General features: G+C 69.7%; 16 protein-coding genes and 1 tRNA gene. 9 read left to right on the top strand and 8 right to left on the bottom strand.

Annotated elements, in window-relative coordinates; translation table 11 throughout:
* The first annotated feature begins 3 nt into the window (after positions 1 to 3).
* The 5 genes from LT972_RS04075 to LT972_RS04055 all read left to right on the top strand — a co-directional run bounded on the left by LT972_RS04075 (position 4) and on the right by LT972_RS04055 (position 4,092).
* Positions 4 to 1,077 carry a M20/M25/M40 family metallo-hydrolase gene (locus LT972_RS04075; protein WP_232571924.1) on the top strand — a complete coding sequence of 358 codons (1,074 nt, stop codon included), beginning with the start codon at positions 4 to 6 and terminating at the stop codon, positions 1,075 to 1,077.
* A gap of 45 nt (positions 1,078 to 1,122) precedes the next feature.
* Positions 1,123 to 1,305 (top strand): LSM domain-containing protein, encoded by a 183-nt coding sequence (locus LT972_RS04070; RefSeq protein ID WP_232571923.1) that lies wholly within the window; start codon positions 1,123 to 1,125, stop codon positions 1,303 to 1,305.
* The gene (locus LT972_RS04065) at positions 1,302 to 1,478 is read left to right on the top strand and encodes a 50S ribosomal protein L37e (RefSeq protein WP_232571922.1); all 177 of its coding nucleotides are present in this window, start codon (positions 1,302 to 1,304) and stop codon (positions 1,476 to 1,478) included. Before LT972_RS04070 ends, LT972_RS04065 begins: the two co-directional genes overlap by 4 nt.
* 231 nt (positions 1,479 to 1,709) lie before the next feature.
* Positions 1,710 to 3,182, top strand: coding sequence for an amidophosphoribosyltransferase (purF, locus tag LT972_RS04060; RefSeq protein ID WP_232571921.1), 1,473 nt, complete (start codon positions 1,710 to 1,712; stop codon positions 3,180 to 3,182).
* A gap of 61 nt (positions 3,183 to 3,243) precedes the next feature.
* Positions 3,244 to 4,092 carry a hypothetical protein gene (locus LT972_RS04055; RefSeq protein ID WP_232571920.1) on the top strand — a complete coding sequence of 283 codons (849 nt, stop codon included), beginning with the start codon at positions 3,244 to 3,246 and terminating at the stop codon, positions 4,090 to 4,092.
* Positions 4,093 to 4,109: 17 nt separating this feature from the next.
* Here LT972_RS04055 and LT972_RS04050 read toward each other — a convergent pair whose 3' ends face one another.
* Positions 4,110 to 4,673: a DUF420 domain-containing protein gene (locus LT972_RS04050; protein WP_232571919.1), complete on the bottom strand. Its 564-nt coding sequence runs from the start codon at positions 4,671 to 4,673 to the stop codon at positions 4,110 to 4,112.
* A 122-nt stretch (positions 4,674 to 4,795) separates the two neighbouring features.
* On the opposite strand from LT972_RS04050, the gene LT972_RS04045 reads away from it, so the two are divergent.
* Positions 4,796 to 4,880: transfer RNA gene (locus LT972_RS04045), tRNA-Leu, on the top strand.
* A gap of 223 nt (positions 4,881 to 5,103) precedes the next feature.
* Here the strand turns inward: LT972_RS04045 and LT972_RS04040 are convergent.
* The 5 genes from LT972_RS04040 to LT972_RS04020 all read right to left on the bottom strand — a co-directional run bounded on the left by LT972_RS04040 (position 5,104) and on the right by LT972_RS04020 (position 8,373).
* Positions 5,104 to 5,502: a winged helix-turn-helix domain-containing protein gene (locus tag LT972_RS04040; RefSeq protein ID WP_232571918.1), complete on the bottom strand. Its 399-nt coding sequence runs from the start codon at positions 5,500 to 5,502 to the stop codon at positions 5,104 to 5,106.
* Between the two features lie 91 nt (positions 5,503 to 5,593).
* The gene (locus tag LT972_RS04035; protein WP_232571917.1) at positions 5,594 to 6,238 is read right to left on the bottom strand and encodes a helix-turn-helix domain-containing protein; all 645 of its coding nucleotides are present in this window, start codon (positions 6,236 to 6,238) and stop codon (positions 5,594 to 5,596) included.
* A gap of 85 nt (positions 6,239 to 6,323) precedes the next feature.
* The gene (locus tag LT972_RS04030; RefSeq protein ID WP_232571916.1) at positions 6,324 to 6,779 is read right to left on the bottom strand and encodes a pyridoxamine 5'-phosphate oxidase family protein; all 456 of its coding nucleotides are present in this window, start codon (positions 6,777 to 6,779) and stop codon (positions 6,324 to 6,326) included.
* Between the two features lie 84 nt (positions 6,780 to 6,863).
* Positions 6,864 to 7,025, bottom strand: coding sequence for a DUF7560 family zinc ribbon protein (locus LT972_RS04025; RefSeq protein WP_232571915.1), 162 nt, complete (start codon positions 7,023 to 7,025; stop codon positions 6,864 to 6,866).
* A gap of 94 nt (positions 7,026 to 7,119) precedes the next feature.
* Complete coding sequence (locus LT972_RS04020) at positions 7,120 to 8,373, bottom strand: hypothetical protein (protein WP_232571914.1); 1,254 nt, start codon at positions 8,371 to 8,373, stop codon at positions 7,120 to 7,122.
* Between the two features lie 85 nt (positions 8,374 to 8,458).
* Between LT972_RS04020 and LT972_RS04015 the strand changes: the two genes are divergently transcribed.
* From LT972_RS04015 to LT972_RS04005, 3 genes are all read left to right on the top strand, one after another.
* The gene (locus LT972_RS04015; RefSeq protein ID WP_232571913.1) at positions 8,459 to 8,962 is read left to right on the top strand and encodes a helix-turn-helix domain-containing protein; all 504 of its coding nucleotides are present in this window, start codon (positions 8,459 to 8,461) and stop codon (positions 8,960 to 8,962) included.
* Positions 8,963 to 9,002: 40 nt separating this feature from the next.
* A complete protein-coding gene (locus LT972_RS04010) occupies positions 9,003 to 10,199 on the top strand; it encodes an alanine--tRNA ligase-related protein (RefSeq protein WP_232571912.1) in 1,197 nt (398 codons plus the stop codon).
* Positions 10,200 to 10,381: 182 nt separating this feature from the next.
* Positions 10,382 to 11,506: an acyl-CoA dehydrogenase family protein gene (locus tag LT972_RS04005; protein WP_232571911.1), complete on the top strand. Its 1,125-nt coding sequence runs from the start codon at positions 10,382 to 10,384 to the stop codon at positions 11,504 to 11,506.
* A 4-nt stretch (positions 11,507 to 11,510) separates the two neighbouring features.
* On the opposite strand, the gene cysE is transcribed toward LT972_RS04005, so the two are convergent.
* A complete protein-coding gene (cysE, locus tag LT972_RS04000; RefSeq protein ID WP_232571910.1) occupies positions 11,511 to 12,038 on the bottom strand; it encodes a serine O-acetyltransferase in 528 nt (175 codons plus the stop codon).
* A gap of 108 nt (positions 12,039 to 12,146) precedes the next feature.
* On the bottom strand, positions 12,147 to 13,250 hold the full coding sequence (locus LT972_RS03995) for a Gfo/Idh/MocA family protein (RefSeq protein ID WP_232571909.1): 1,104 nt from the start codon (positions 13,248 to 13,250) through the stop codon (positions 12,147 to 12,149).
* Between the last annotated feature and the right edge of the window lie 42 nt (positions 13,251 to 13,292).

Here is a 13,292-nt window from a genome sequence, read left to right as displayed (position 1 = left end):
TGCATGGACGACTCTCAGCGTTCGTTCCTCGACGACCTCCTCGCGGTCCCCGGTCCCTCCGGCCACGAGGTCGAAGTGCAACGCGTCTGGACGGAGTACGTCGCCGAGTTCGCGGACGACGTGCGCACCGACGCGTACGGGAACGCGGTGGCGACCTATCGCGGGAGCGACGACCCCGACGCGACCGAACTCGCGTTCGCGGGCCACGCGGACGAAATCGGGTTCGTCGTGGCGAAAATCGAGGACGACGGCTTCCTGCGCGTCGAACCGGTCGGCGGGATGGACAACACAGTCACCGAGGGGGCGCCCGTCGACGTCCACACCGAGGACGGACCGGTGTCGGGCGTCATCGGGCAGACGGCGGTCCACCTCCGCGGGCGCGGCGGCGACGACGAGGCCGCCGACGTGACCGAACAGCGCGTCGACGTCGGCGCCGAGGACGGCGACCACGCCCGCGAGTTGGTCTCCGTCGGCGACCCCGCGACGCCCGCCGTGCCGACCCGCGAACTGGCGGGGACGCGGCTGTCGGCGCGCGCGCTGGACAACCGCGCCGGCCTCTGGGTGGCCGCCGAGGCGCTCCGCCGGGCGGCCGAGCGCGGCGTCGACTGCACAATTCACGCGGTCAGCACCGTCCAGGAGGAACTCGGGACGAAGGGCGCGGAGATGGTGGCCTTCGACCTCGACCCGGACGCCGCCGTGGTCGTGGACGTGACTCACGCCGCGGACAACCCCACATATCCGGGCGACCGCGCGAGCGAGGTTGCGCTCGGCGACGGTCCGACGGTCGCCCGCGGCGCGGCGAACCACCCGAACGTGGTGCGCGCGGTACTCGACGCGGCCGACGCCGACGGCCTCGACGTGCAGGTGGAGACCGACGGTCTCCGGACGGGGACGGACGCGGACACGCTGTACACCCAGCGCGGCGGCATCCCGACACTGATGCTCGGCGTGCCGAATCGCTACATGCACACGCCGGTCGAGGTCGTCGACACGGCGGACGTGGTCGGTGCCGCGGAACTGCTCGCGGCGTTCGCCGACCGGGAGGCCGACCGCGAGTCGTTCGCGGTCGACCTCTGACTCTGGTTCGGTAGCCTTAAGCGGGCGACACGCCGGGATGTGAGTATGAGCGGCCGACCACTCGACGTGCTCGAGGAGTCCCTCGAGGAGTCTGTGACTGTTCGCCTGAAGGACGGCGAGGAGTTCACGGGCGTTCTCACGGGCTACGACCAGCACATGAACGTCGTCATCGAATCCGAAGACACAATCATTATCCGTGGCGACAACGTCGTCTCCATCAAACCATGACTGGCGCCGGAACCCCGAGTCAGGGGAAGAAGAACATCACGACGCACACGAAGTGCCGCCGCTGCGGTGAGAAGTCCTACCACACGAAGAAGAAGGTCTGTTCGTCCTGCGGGTTCGGCAAGACGGCGAGTCGCCGAGACTACAGCTGGCAGGGCAAGAACGGCGACAACTGACTGTTCCGCTCCTCTCACTTCTGACGCGACGCTCGACTGCGTAGCCACTGCTCTGCGACGGTTCGTGTTCTCTCCGCCAGTTCCGCCGGGAGCCGTCGGCTCGCACGCCGAACCGTTGGCACCCGAGTCCGCGACCCCCTACACCACGAACGTGCATAGAAAATCACGGATTGTCGGCGAGTTCGACACGGTTGCGGAAGTTTTAGGCGGGTCGGGGGGATACTGACGTCCATGACAGGCGGGCGCGAGGACGGCCCCGAGTTCGACCACCCGACAGAGAAGTGCGGCGTCGTCGGCGTGTCGCTGTCCGACCGGGAGGCCGCCCTCCCCACGTACTACGCCCTGTACGCGCTCCAGCACCGCGGGCAGGAGTCCGCGGGCATCGTCAGCCACGACGGCTTCCAGCAACACCAGCACGTCGGCATGGGTCTCGTCGGCGACGCGTTCGACGAGGCCGACGTGGACGCCCTCCACGGGTCGGCCGCCATCGGCCACGTCCGCTATCCCACGGCGGGGAGCGTCGACAAGTCCTGCGCACAGCCCTTCTCCGTCTCGTTCAAGGGCGGCGCGCTCGGCCTCTCGCACAACGGCAACCTCGTGAACGCCGACGACGTGCGCGAGGAACTCGCGGCCAGCGGGCACGCGTTCACGAGCGACGGGGACACCGAGGTCATCGCCCACGACCTCGCGCGCAACCTCCTCGAAGCGGACCTCGTGCGCGCCGTGAAGGAGACGATGAGCCGCATCCACGGGTCGTACTCGCTGACCATCATGCACGACGACACCGTCCTCGGCGTGCGCGACCCGCTCGGGAACCGCCCGCTCGTGCTCGGCGAACTCGACGACGGCTACATCCTCGCCAGCGAGTCCGCCGCCATCGACACGGTCGGCGGCGAACTCGTGCGAGACGTAAAGCCCGGCGAACTAGTCGTCCTCCACGAGGACGGCACGGGCTACGACTCCTACCAACTCGTGGAGGAGCCGAACACCGCACACTGCTTCTTCGAGTACGTCTACTTCGCGCGCCCCGACTCCGTCATCGACGAGGAACTCGTCTACGAGGTGCGCCGCGAACTCGGCCGCCACCTCTGGCGGGAGGCCGGCGTCGAGAGCGACGTGGTGATGCCGGTGCCCGACTCCGGGCGCGCCTTCGCCTCCGGGTACGCCGAGCAGGCCCAGAGCGAGGGCGAGGGCGTCGAGTTCGCGGAGGGCCTGATGAAGAATCGGTACGTCGGCCGGACGTTCATCATGCCGACCCAGGAGGCCCGCGAGCGTGCGGTCCGCCTGAAACTCAACCCCATCAAGTCCACCGTCGAGGACCGCGCGGTCACCATCATCGACGACTCCATCGTGCGCGGGACGACCAGCGGCCAACTCGTCGACCTCGTGCGCGAGGCGGGCGCCAGCGAGGTCCACGTCCGCATCGGCGCGCCGCCCATCAACGCGCCCTGCTACATGGGCATCGACATGGCGACCCGCGACGAACTCATCGCGTCGGACAAGACCGCCGAGGAGATTGCCGAGGAAATCGGCGCGGACAGCCTCTCCTATCTCTCCTTGGACGCGGTCACGGACGCCATCGGGAAGTCCGAGGCAGACCTGTGTGCCGGCTGCGTGACCGGCGAGTACCCCTACGACGTGGCCGGCGAGGCGAGCGACCGGGACGCCGAGCGCCCCGCAATCGACGCCGCGGGCGACGACTGACCGTTCTCAGTCGTCGCGAGAGCGCGACCGCCTTTTCCCCGAGCAGTCCGTCGGTTCGAGCGTGCGAGACGCCCTGCCAGCGGTCGCCGTCGTCGCCCTCCTCGTGCTCGCGGGCTGTAGCGGTGCGAGCGCGCCGAGCGACCCGACGGCGACGGGAACGACGACAGACGCCGCTACGACCGACGAACCGACGACGAGCCCCGCCACGACCACGCAGTCCGCCGCGTCGGGCTACCCGCCGGGAGTGTCGGCGGACGGCGTGGAGAACGCGAGCGCGCTCGCCGAAGCCCACCGCGCGAGCGTCGTGGAGCGCGGCGCGGTACTGACGGCGACGACGCGGACGAACGGCACCGTGAACAATCGGACGGTGGCCGTCGACGCGAGCGAGACGGCGCGCTTGACGGCGAACGCGTCCGAACTTCGGTGGTCGGTGAGTGCGACCACGACGCGGGGCAACGCGACGACGCGCCTCGACGAGCGCTACTACGCCAACGAGTCGACGCTCGTCTCCCGGGTCGAACGCGAGGGGAACGTCACGGTGCGTTCGCGGAACCGGTCGTCGTTCTGGAACCGCGCCGTGCTCGGCGCCGCGTCGAAGGCCCGCATCGTGAACGTCACGCTGTCGAACGCGAACTACGCCGTCGCGGACGTGGCCGAGCGCGACGGTCGGACGGTGACGACGCTCGTCGCCGAGAACGGGACGTACAGCGGCCGCCAGCCGGTCGTCGAGTACAACGCGACGGTGACCGTCGCCGAGTCCGGGCGCGTGCTGTCGCTGACGCGGTCGTGGACGTCGGAGACGGACCGTTCGCGGACGCGGTACGTGAGCGAACTCGCGTGGTCGCCCGCGACGAGCGTCGAACGCCCGGGGTGGGCCGACGACGCGACGCCGGTGAACGCGAGTCAGTAGAACGCGTACAGCCGGAGTTAGTACAGCACGTACAACAGCAGGTAGACGACGATGCCGAGCGCGAAGGACACGAGCCACAGGGCGGCGGCGACGCGCCCAACTTTGGCGTGGTTCGTGTCGTAGATTTCTGCGACGGGGCGGGTGCCCGCGAGCAGGAGGACGTAGTAGACCAGCGGGATGCAGACCATCGCCAGCCCCATGTGGATTATCAGCACCGGGAGGTAGACGAACGTGTAGACGGCGCCGTCGCCGGGGAACTCGGTGGTGCCGTGGACGACGAGGCGGTAGAGGTAGAGGCCGAGGAACGCGGCGAACAGCAGCGTCGTCGAGAGCATCGCGGCGCGGTGCTTGTCCACGTCGCCGCGGCGAATCCAGCGCCACCCCGCGAGGATGGTGGCGATGGCCGTCGCGCTAATCGCGGCGTTCAGCGTCGGAATCGCGCTCACGAACCAGTCGGGGGCGTGCGGGAGCGCGCTCGCCGGGACGACGCCGCGGACGGCCGCGACGACCACCGCGATGGAGACCAGTCCGAGCACCGCCGCGAGCGACGGGACGTGCCGTCGAACGAATCCGTCTGCCATGTTCGGGGGTTTGTCGCGCCGTCCCAAATCGGTTCCGTGTCTCGAACCCACGCGGGGCGGCCAAATCGTAGGGGTTTTAATCGGGCGGCGGGAACGAAGTATTGCAGCAAAGCACGCAGCGAGCGTGGGTAGCCAAGCTAGGCCAAAGGCGCAGCGTTGAGGGCGCTGTCCTGTAGAGGTTCGCCGGTTCAAATCCGGTCCCACGCATCGCTAGGGCGGGCGAACGCCCGCCGAACACCGAGGCGGCGAAGCCGCCGAGGACACGCGATGCACGGTGATTCCCTCGCATGGGACATCACCCACGCACAATCCTACCGAAGTTACACTCGACAGCACTCGCTGTCGGTTCTTCTGCGAGAGAGAGCAGCGACCGTCTAGTAGTCCGTCTCGACGTCGGCAGTGGCGTCGCCGTCGCGCGTGCTGGACACGGTCAGTCGAGTGCGGGGAAACTCTCGGCGCCGGTGTCACAATGGGAGACGGAGAGTTCGACGCCGCCGTCGGTGGCGACCGAGAGCGTGACGTCCTCGATGGCGCAGGTGTACTCGCTGACGTGCTTACCGGAGCGCCGGATGCGGAGTTCCTCGGTGAGCAGGTCGGCGTCGGCGAGCAGGTCGATTTTGCGGTAGGCCGTCGAGGACGCGAGGTCGCACTCGTCGGCGATTTCGCCGGCGGTCATGGCGTCCTCGCGGGTGGCTTCGAGGATGCGGCGGCAGTCCGTGTCGTCGAGGGCGTCGAGGACGGACTGGATGGATTCGGTGTCGGTGACGTGCGTCGGCTCGTCGGTGCTCGTCTGCGTGCGACCGGCGACTGCAATCTGCGACTGGCTCATACTACATGGAAGGCACTCCGGGGGGAGGTATCCGGAGCCTCGCTATCGTGGGGGGTTTAAGTACTCCTGCGGATTCACGGGAGCAGACGGGTCAGTCGCCGCCTTCCAGCACGTCGTCGAGGAGTTTGGACTGCGCGGCGAGCAGGTGTTCGGTGAACGTCGACGGCGAGATGTCGAGTTCCGCGGCGATTTCGGTGGCGTTCGCGCCGCGCGGTCGCCGGAAGTACCCCATCTCGTGGGCGGTTTCGAGGACTTCGAGTTGCCGGTCGGTGAGTTTCCCGCGGTCCACGAAGACGGTGTCGCGGGCGGTCGCTTCGGTCGGCGCGCGCACGAGACGCTGGATGTCGGCGTCCGGGAAGCGCTCGCGGAGGTCGCCGACGATGGTCTGGAGTTCCGCGAACTCGCCGGCGTGGAAGACGACTTCGAGGTCGCCGTCGCGCGCGTAGTACCGGTCGACGGGCGTGTCGAACTCCCCGAGAACAGAACACGGGCAGTCGCTGTCCGGGTCGTGTTCGACCCGGTAGAGGTGGCGGTCGGCGTACGTGAACACGGGGTCGGCGTCGTAGTCGTCGGGGACGGCGTCGGCGTCGACGAGGAACTCGGAGACACAGCCGTCGTCACCGCCGACGCTCGTCGACACGTCGTTGACGACGGTGTTGGCGCGCGCGGAGAGGTCGGCGATGGGACAGACTGGCGGCGAGGGGAACTCGACGGTCACGCGAATCCCGGCGGGCATCCCCAGATGGGAGGACTGGACCGCACTTGAGTGTGGGGATTCGGGTGACGAACACGTTCGGGAGACCAGAGCGAAGCGCCGGCGGTCAGTACCCGTCGGCGTCGAGTTCGATGTGGCGGCCGCTGATGTCGTCGGCGTCGAACTCGTAGAGTTGGATGGTGAGGTCGCGTTTGGACTCTCCCCACACCTCGAACAGGGGGCGTTTCGCGTCCCCGAACTGCTCGATGTGGTCGACGGTCATCTCGTCGGTGGACACCTCTTCGAGGGTGCCCTTCGCGACGGCGCTGCGGTACGTCGGTTCGTCTTCCTCCTGGACGACGAGGCGGGCGTCGGGGGACGACGAGAGGAACTCCCGCTTCTCGCTGTCGGGCGTGGAGACGAGGCGGAGGTAGAACGTGCGGCGTTCGGCGTCGTAGCCGTAGGAAATCGGAATCGAGTACGGGGCGTCGTCGCGCGCGAGCGACAGGACGCCGGTCTCGTGGCGGCCGAGGAGAGCGTCGGTGTCCGCCGTCGACATCTCGGTCTGTTTCTCCAGGGCCATCGGTGGTACGCCGGGTGGTTGTCGGTGAATGTCTTTATAGTTGCCCATCTCACGCCGGCGGCTGCGAGGGGTCGCCCGTCTGTGTCACTCCGCGGTCGCGTCGTCCGCCTCGAACGCGTCCTCGGGGACCGGGGAGCCACAGACCACGCACCCGTTCTCGACGAGTGCGTCCCGCATGGCGGGGTTGACCTGCATGGTCTCCCCGCAGTCCGGGCACGCGAACAGGACGTCCTCGCTGGGACTCATCTCTGTCCGACTATTGGTCGCGCCGGGATAAATGAACCCTTCTGGTTCCGAGCAGTTGGGAAGAGCTCGCAGGCTGGCTAGCGTGTTCGGCCGACTACTTGATGCGGCTCGCGACCTCGGACACGCGTCGTTTCGCGGCGTCGGCTCGGTCCGCGAGCGAGCGCGCGGGCGACGGGACGCCGGCGCCGAGGTCCGGGAGGTCGCCCACTGCGTCGACGACGCGCCGCCGGAACGCGTACAGCGTCGCGGCGACGGCGAGCGCGGGGAAGACGGCGAGCGCGACGAGCGACAGCGGGCGGACGGCCGGCGACACCTGCACGCCGAGGCCGTACGCGAGGTAGACGGCGCCGACGACGACGCCGACCGCGGCGACGGCGGTGACCGCACCGAGGCGGCGCGTGAGGTGTGCGAGGTGCGCGCAGTAGGCTCGCGTGGCGTTCGCGAGGTGCGCGCTGGCGTCGCTCCCGGATTCCGTGGCGCCGGCGCGTCGCGTCGCGCCGGTCTGCTCGCGCGTGAACCGTCCGAGGCCCGGCCGCGGTTTGAGCGCGCCGTGGAGGACGACGCCGACGGCGAGCGCGCCGCCGACGCCGACGGCGACGACGCCTGCCGACACCGGCAGCGTGAGCGAGAACGGGTCGCCGTCCGCGGGCCGGTACTGCTGGACGACGGCGAGCGTCGCGGCGACGAGGAACGCCCCGAGCGCGAGCACGCGCCACGCGGTTGTGCGCACGCCGTCGAGCGCGTCGAGGTGCGCGCTCACCGCGGTCTCGGGCGTCGAGACAGCGGTGTCCCGTCCGTTCTCGGGCGGGTCGGGGCGCCGGTCGGGCGGCGTGCCGCCGGGCGGGACGTCGAACGCGAGCGGGTTCGCGACGGTCTCCTCTATCAGGCGCGCGGGCGTCGTGAAGCGACTGCGGAGGTCGCGCGCGACCGCGTCCTCGATTCGGTACAGCGACCGGTCCCGCTGAGCGTCCCCGGCGTCCAAGGACAACAGCGAGACGGTGTCGAGGGCGGGCTGGACGTTCGTGAGCGTGACGACGCCCCACTCCCCCGCGGGGTCGTCGACGGCGGTGTGGCGCGCGACCTCGTCGCTGTCGGCGGTGGTCGACCACACCTGTCCGACCGCGCGGAGTCCCCAGTCGCGGTGGAACAGCACGTAGTCGCCGCGGTCGAGGGACGCGAGCACGTCGGTGTCGCGGGTCGCCCACGCGTGCGTGTCGGCGAGCGACCGCAGGAGGCCCGAGACCGCCGGCGGCTCCGTCGCGGTCTCGTACCCGTCCCCGAACGCGGCCGCGAGGTCCTCGCTGTCGAGTGACGCGAGGTAGACGCGGTCGGCGATGTCGGCGGGCATATCGGGGCGCTCGCACTCCGGGTACTTAGTGCTACCCGGGCGACAAGCGGGGTATTGAAATGTCGGCGCTTCCATACCGCAGGGTATGCCGAAGTATTCGACCGGCGGCGCCGGCAGCGGTGGGGGCGGCCAGACCTGCGAACTGTGTGGGTCTGCCTCCGACTCGCTGCGGTCGGCGAACGTCGCCGGGGCGGAACTCACCGTCTGCCCGGACTGCGCGAGCCACGACGAGAGCCCGGACGCCGACACCGACGACGGCGACTCCGACGTCGAGCGCAAGAAGCGCGCCGCACAGAACACGGCGCGACAGTTCGACGCCGCGACGCGCGGCGACTCCACGCACTGGGAGGAAGAAGGAACGAACTACGAGGGCGACCAACTCCCGTACCTCGTCTCGGACTACGGCGAGCGCGTGGTTCGCGCGCGACAGGACGCCGGTCTCCAGCGCGAGGAACTCGCCGACGAACTCGACCTCGACGGGAAGGACTTGCTCGCCGTCGAGCAGGGGCGCGCGACGCAGGCGAACGTCGGCGGTTCCGTCATCGCCGCCCTCGAGGAGTTCCTCGACGTGGAACTGAGCGAGGAGTAACGCCGGACCGTTTTTCTACCGCGGGCGACTCCCCACGGGTATGGCAGAGTCGCTCGCGCCCGCGGCCCCGTACACCACGAGTTTCACAGCGACGGTGACGGGCGTGTCGGGCACGGACGTGACGCTCTCGGAGACGTACTTCTACCCGGCGGGCGGCGGACAGCCCGCGGACCGCGGCACCGTCGGCGGCGTGCAGGTCGAGCACGTCCACGAGGCCGACGGCGAGGTGGTCCACGTCCTCGAAGCCGAACCCGACTTCGGCGAGGGCGAGGCGGTGCAGGGCGAAGTCGACCCCGAGTTCCGGCGGTACTGTCGGCGCGCGCACACCGCGAGCCACGTCCTCTACGGCGCGGGCCGGCGCGTTCTGGAGGACCTCGGCTACGGCGGCTTCGACATCTCCGAGGAGAAGGTTCGCGTGGACTTCGAGACGAGCACGGACATCGACGACGACGTGCTCGCGGAACTGGAGCGGTTGACGAACCGCGCAGTCTGGGACTCCCACGACGTGACGTGGGAGCAGGTGCCCGCCGACGAAGCCCGAAGCCGCGATGACGTGGCGTTCAACACGAAGACCGAGGAGGGCGTGATGGCGGACGCCGACAGCGTGCGCGTCGTCACCGTCGCGGACTGGGACGTGGCGGCCTGCGGCGGCACGCACGTCGAGAACACGAGCGAAATCGGTCCCGTGTCGGTGCTCTCGCGCTCGAACCCCGGCGAGGGTCTGACGCGCGTCGAGTTCGCGGTCGGTCCGTCGGCCATCGAGCGACAGGCCGCGGTGCGGCGCGCGTCTCTCGACGCCGCCGCGACGCTCGGCGTCCCCGAGGACGAACTCGGCGACGCCGCCGCCCGACTCCAGTCCGAGAACGAGCGACTGGAGGCCGAACTCGCGGACCTCAAGAGCGAGGTGCTCGACTCCCGCGTCGCCGGCCTCGACTCGCTCTCGAGGGACGGCGAGACGTGGCTCGTCGGCACGCTCGACGGCTTCGACGCCAACGAGGTCGGCGACGCCGCGAAAGAGGCGGTCGGTGACGACGCGGACGTGGTCGCGGTCGCGGGCGGCGAGGGCAACACGTTCGTCGTGGTCGCCGCTGACGGCGCGGACGCCGACGCGGGCGACGTGGTCGGCGACGTGACCGACGCGTTCGGCGGCGGTGGCGGCGGCCGCCCGTCGTTCGCGCAGGGCGGCGGCCTCGACGCCGACGCCGACGACGTGGCCGACTACCTCCGGGAGGAGTAGGTCAGCGAGCGTCCCGAGTCGAGCCGACCGGGGCTTTCGAGGAGTAGTAGACGGCGGGGACCCTCATTAGAGCGACTCGGTCTCTCGAAGAATTATCGGGTCCTCGGTTGTGCCCAGAAAGCCAGCCGAGCAGAAACACGAAAACCAGACACCTTTTCTCGGGAGCCTCCCACAGAACGGGTATGGACCTCTCTGCGGAGCAGCGCCAGATTCGGGACGCGGTGCGGGAGTTCGCCGCCGAGGAGATTCGGCCGACGGCGGCCGAGGGCGACCGCGAGCAGTCGTTCCCCGAGGACGTGTGGGACGGCCTCGGCGAGATGGGGATGACGGCGATGACCGTGCCCGAGGAGTACGGCGGGCTGGACGTGGATTCGGTGACGTACAGCGTCGTCAACGAGGAGGTGGCGTACGGGACGCTGTCGGTGGCGACGGCGCTGTCGGTCCACTGCCTCGCGACGTCCTGCATCGCGGAGTTCGGGAGCGACGACCTCAAGGAGGAGTGGCTGCCGGAGATGGCCGACGGGCGGCCCGTGGGGGCGTTCGCGCTCTCCGAGCCCGAAGCCGGGTCGAACCCGGCGCAGATGGAGACGTCGGCCGTCAAAGACGGCGACGAGTACGTGCTGAACGGGAAAAAGCAGTGGATCACGAACGGGAAGCGCTCGGGCGTCGCCATCGTGTTCGCGAAGGTCGACGGCGACGACGACAAAATCACGCAGTTCCTCGTGCCGAAGGACACCGACGGGCTCGAAGTCGGGAAGAAGGAGGACAAACTCGGGCTGCGCGCGAGCGACACGACGGCGCTCCTGTTGGACGACTGCCGGATTCCCGAGGAATACCGGCTGACGGAGGTCGGTCGGGGGCTGTCGGCGGCGCTCCACATCCTCACCGGCGGCCGCATCGGCATCGCGTCGCAGGCCGTCGGCCTCGCGCAGGCGGGCCTCGACGCGGCCGTCGAGTACGCCCACGACCGCGAGCAGTTCGACAAGGCGCTCTCCGAGATTCAGACCATCCGCCACAAACTCGCCGACATGGAGACCCAGACGCAGGCGGCGCGCCTGCTCGCTCGGGACGCGGCGCGGAAGGCAGACCGAGGCGAGGACCACCGGACGGCGGCGGCGAAGGCGAAGTACTTCGCGAGCGAGGCGGCCGTCGACGTGACCAACGAGGCCGTCCAGATTCACGGCGGCTACGGCTACACGACGGACTTCGACGTGGAGCGGTTCTACCGCGACTCGAAGATTACGACCATCTACGAGGGCACCTCGGAGATTCAGAAGGAAGTCATCGCGCGCGGCCTGCTCGACTAAATTCCTACGCCTCGACGTCTGCGGCGTCCACTCGCTCCGCGGGGACGCCCGCGACCGTCGCGCCCGCCGGCACGTCACGCGTGACGACCGAGCCGGCGCCGACCGACGAGTTCTCGCCGATTTCGATGTCGCCCAGCAGCGTCGCGTTCGCGCCGAGCGTCGCGCCGGGACGCACGGTCGGGTGGCGTTTCACGGGTTCGGGGTTGTCGCCGCCGAGCGTGACGCCGTGGTACATGTGGACGTCGTCGCCGATTTCGGCGGTCTCGCCGACGACGACGCCGGCGCCGTGGTCGATGGTGACGCGGCGGCCGACGTCGGCGCCGGGGTGTATCTCGACGCCGGTGCCAAAGCGCGCGAACTGGGAGACGAGGCGGCCGGCCAGCGGCCACGCCGCGTACAGCGGCGCGGCGAGGAAGACGTGGAACCAGACCGCGTGCAGGCCCGGATAGCAGAGGAACACTTCGAGGTCGCCGCGCGCGGCGGGGTCGCGTCGCCGCATCGCGCGCACGTCCTCACGGATGCGCGAGAGCATCGGCCTCCGTTGGGCGTCGCGGTCGGTCGGCGGGACGAGTGAGCGTCGGCATACGTAGCAATCCACCGCGGGCGCCCAAAAGACCCCCGCCATCGGCGGACGCCGCCGTCAGACGGACACCCACTCGCGGCGGTCGTCGCTTCGCGCGACGGCGTCGAGGAGGCGCTGGGCGGCGAGACCGTCGCCGAAGCCGGGTTCGAAGGCGCCGCCGTCGGCGGCCGCCGAGAGGAACTCGTAGTTCTCGTGGACGAACGTGTGCTCCCACCCGAGCACGTGGCCGGGCGGCCACCAGTGCTCGCCGTAGGGGTCGTCGTCGTCGGTGACGAGCACCGTCTCGAAGCCCCGGGAGTCCGGCCAGTTCACGTCGAGTTCGTTCGGGCGTTCGAGGTCGAACCGGACGGCGCCGCCGGTGCCGTCGATTTCGAACGTGTTGCCGTTCTTCCGGGCGGGCGCACACCGCGTCGCCTCGAAGGTGCCCATCGCGCCACAGGCGAACTCGGCCTGCGCGGAGAACGCGTCGTCCACCGTTACGGGTCGCGGGTCGCCGCCGCCCTCTGGCGTGCGCTCCTCGACGAACGTCTCGCGATGTCCCGAAATGGCGTCGACGTCGCCGACGAGGAAGCGCGCGAGGTCGAAACTGTGCGCGCCGAGGTCGCCGAGCGCGCCCGACCCCGCGCTGTCGGCGTCCATCCGCCACGTCCACGGCGCGTCCGCGTCGGTCAGCCAGTCCTGCAGATACCGGAAGCGAGCGTGGCGCACCTCGCCGAGTTCCCCCGAATCGAGCAGGCGCTTGGCGTACCGGACCGCGGGCACGAAGCGATAGTTGAACGCCGTCCCGGCGATTGCGTCGCTGGATTCGGCGGCGTCGACCATGCGCTCGGCGTCGTCGAGCGTCGGCGCGAGCGGTTTCTCACAGAGGACGTGGACGCCCGCATCGAGCGCGGCGATAGAGGGTTCGACGTGGACGTGATTCGGGCCGAGGTTGTAGAACGCGTCCACGTCGTCGATTGCGTCCCGCCAGTCCGTCGCCACGCGGTTGAATCCGAGGCGCTCGGCGGCCTCCCGGGCGGCGTCCTCGTCCCGGCCAATCAGCACGTCCCGCGAGACCTCGGGCGCGTCGGGGAAGAACATCGGGAGGCGAGCGAGCGCGTTCGCGTGCGCCTCGCCCATGAAGCCGTACCCCAGCACGCCGACGGAGAGCGATTCGGTCATATCGAAGTGTCTCCCCGCCGGCGGATAAGCGTTCGTCACGGT

Source organism: Halobacterium litoreum, assembly GCF_021233415.1.
In the GTDB taxonomy this organism is placed as follows: domain Archaea; phylum Halobacteriota; class Halobacteria; order Halobacteriales; family Halobacteriaceae; genus Halobacterium; species Halobacterium litoreum.
The sequence above is the reverse complement of the archived record's forward strand: the minus strand, read 5'-3'. Positions and strand labels throughout refer to the sequence as shown.

Bases quoted from the DNA above. Each gene is read 5' to 3' on its own strand.
- LT972_RS04075 (WP_232571924.1), top strand. From the start codon at position 4: ATGGACGACTCTCAGCGTTCGTTCCTCGACGACCTCCTCGCGGTCCCC.
- LT972_RS04070 (WP_232571923.1), top strand. From the start codon at position 1,123: ATGAGCGGCCGACCACTCGACGTGCTCGAGGAGTCCCTCGAGGAGTCT.
- LT972_RS04065 (WP_232571922.1), top strand. From the start codon at position 1,302: ATGACTGGCGCCGGAACCCCGAGTCAGGGGAAGAAGAACATCACGACG.
- purF (WP_232571921.1), top strand. From the start codon at position 1,710: ATGACAGGCGGGCGCGAGGACGGCCCCGAGTTCGACCACCCGACAGAG.
- LT972_RS04050 (WP_232571919.1), bottom strand. From the start codon at position 4,673: ATGGCAGACGGATTCGTTCGACGGCACGTCCCGTCGCTCGCGGCGGTG.
- LT972_RS04040 (WP_232571918.1), bottom strand. From the start codon at position 5,502: ATGAGCCAGTCGCAGATTGCAGTCGCCGGTCGCACGCAGACGAGCACC.
- LT972_RS04035 (WP_232571917.1), bottom strand. From the start codon at position 6,238: ATGCCCGCCGGGATTCGCGTGACCGTCGAGTTCCCCTCGCCGCCAGTC.
- LT972_RS04030 (WP_232571916.1), bottom strand. From the start codon at position 6,779: ATGGCCCTGGAGAAACAGACCGAGATGTCGACGGCGGACACCGACGCT.
- LT972_RS04025 (WP_232571915.1), bottom strand. From the start codon at position 7,025: ATGAGTCCCAGCGAGGACGTCCTGTTCGCGTGCCCGGACTGCGGGGAG.
- LT972_RS04020 (WP_232571914.1), bottom strand. From the start codon at position 8,373: ATGCCCGCCGACATCGCCGACCGCGTCTACCTCGCGTCACTCGACAGC.
- LT972_RS04015 (WP_232571913.1), top strand. From the start codon at position 8,459: ATGCCGAAGTATTCGACCGGCGGCGCCGGCAGCGGTGGGGGCGGCCAG.
- LT972_RS04010 (WP_232571912.1), top strand. From the start codon at position 9,003: ATGGCAGAGTCGCTCGCGCCCGCGGCCCCGTACACCACGAGTTTCACA.
- LT972_RS04005 (WP_232571911.1), top strand. From the start codon at position 10,382: ATGGACCTCTCTGCGGAGCAGCGCCAGATTCGGGACGCGGTGCGGGAG.
- cysE (WP_232571910.1), bottom strand. From the start codon at position 12,038: ATGCTCTCGCGCATCCGTGAGGACGTGCGCGCGATGCGGCGACGCGAC.
- LT972_RS03995 (WP_232571909.1), bottom strand. From the start codon at position 13,250: ATGACCGAATCGCTCTCCGTCGGCGTGCTGGGGTACGGCTTCATGGGC.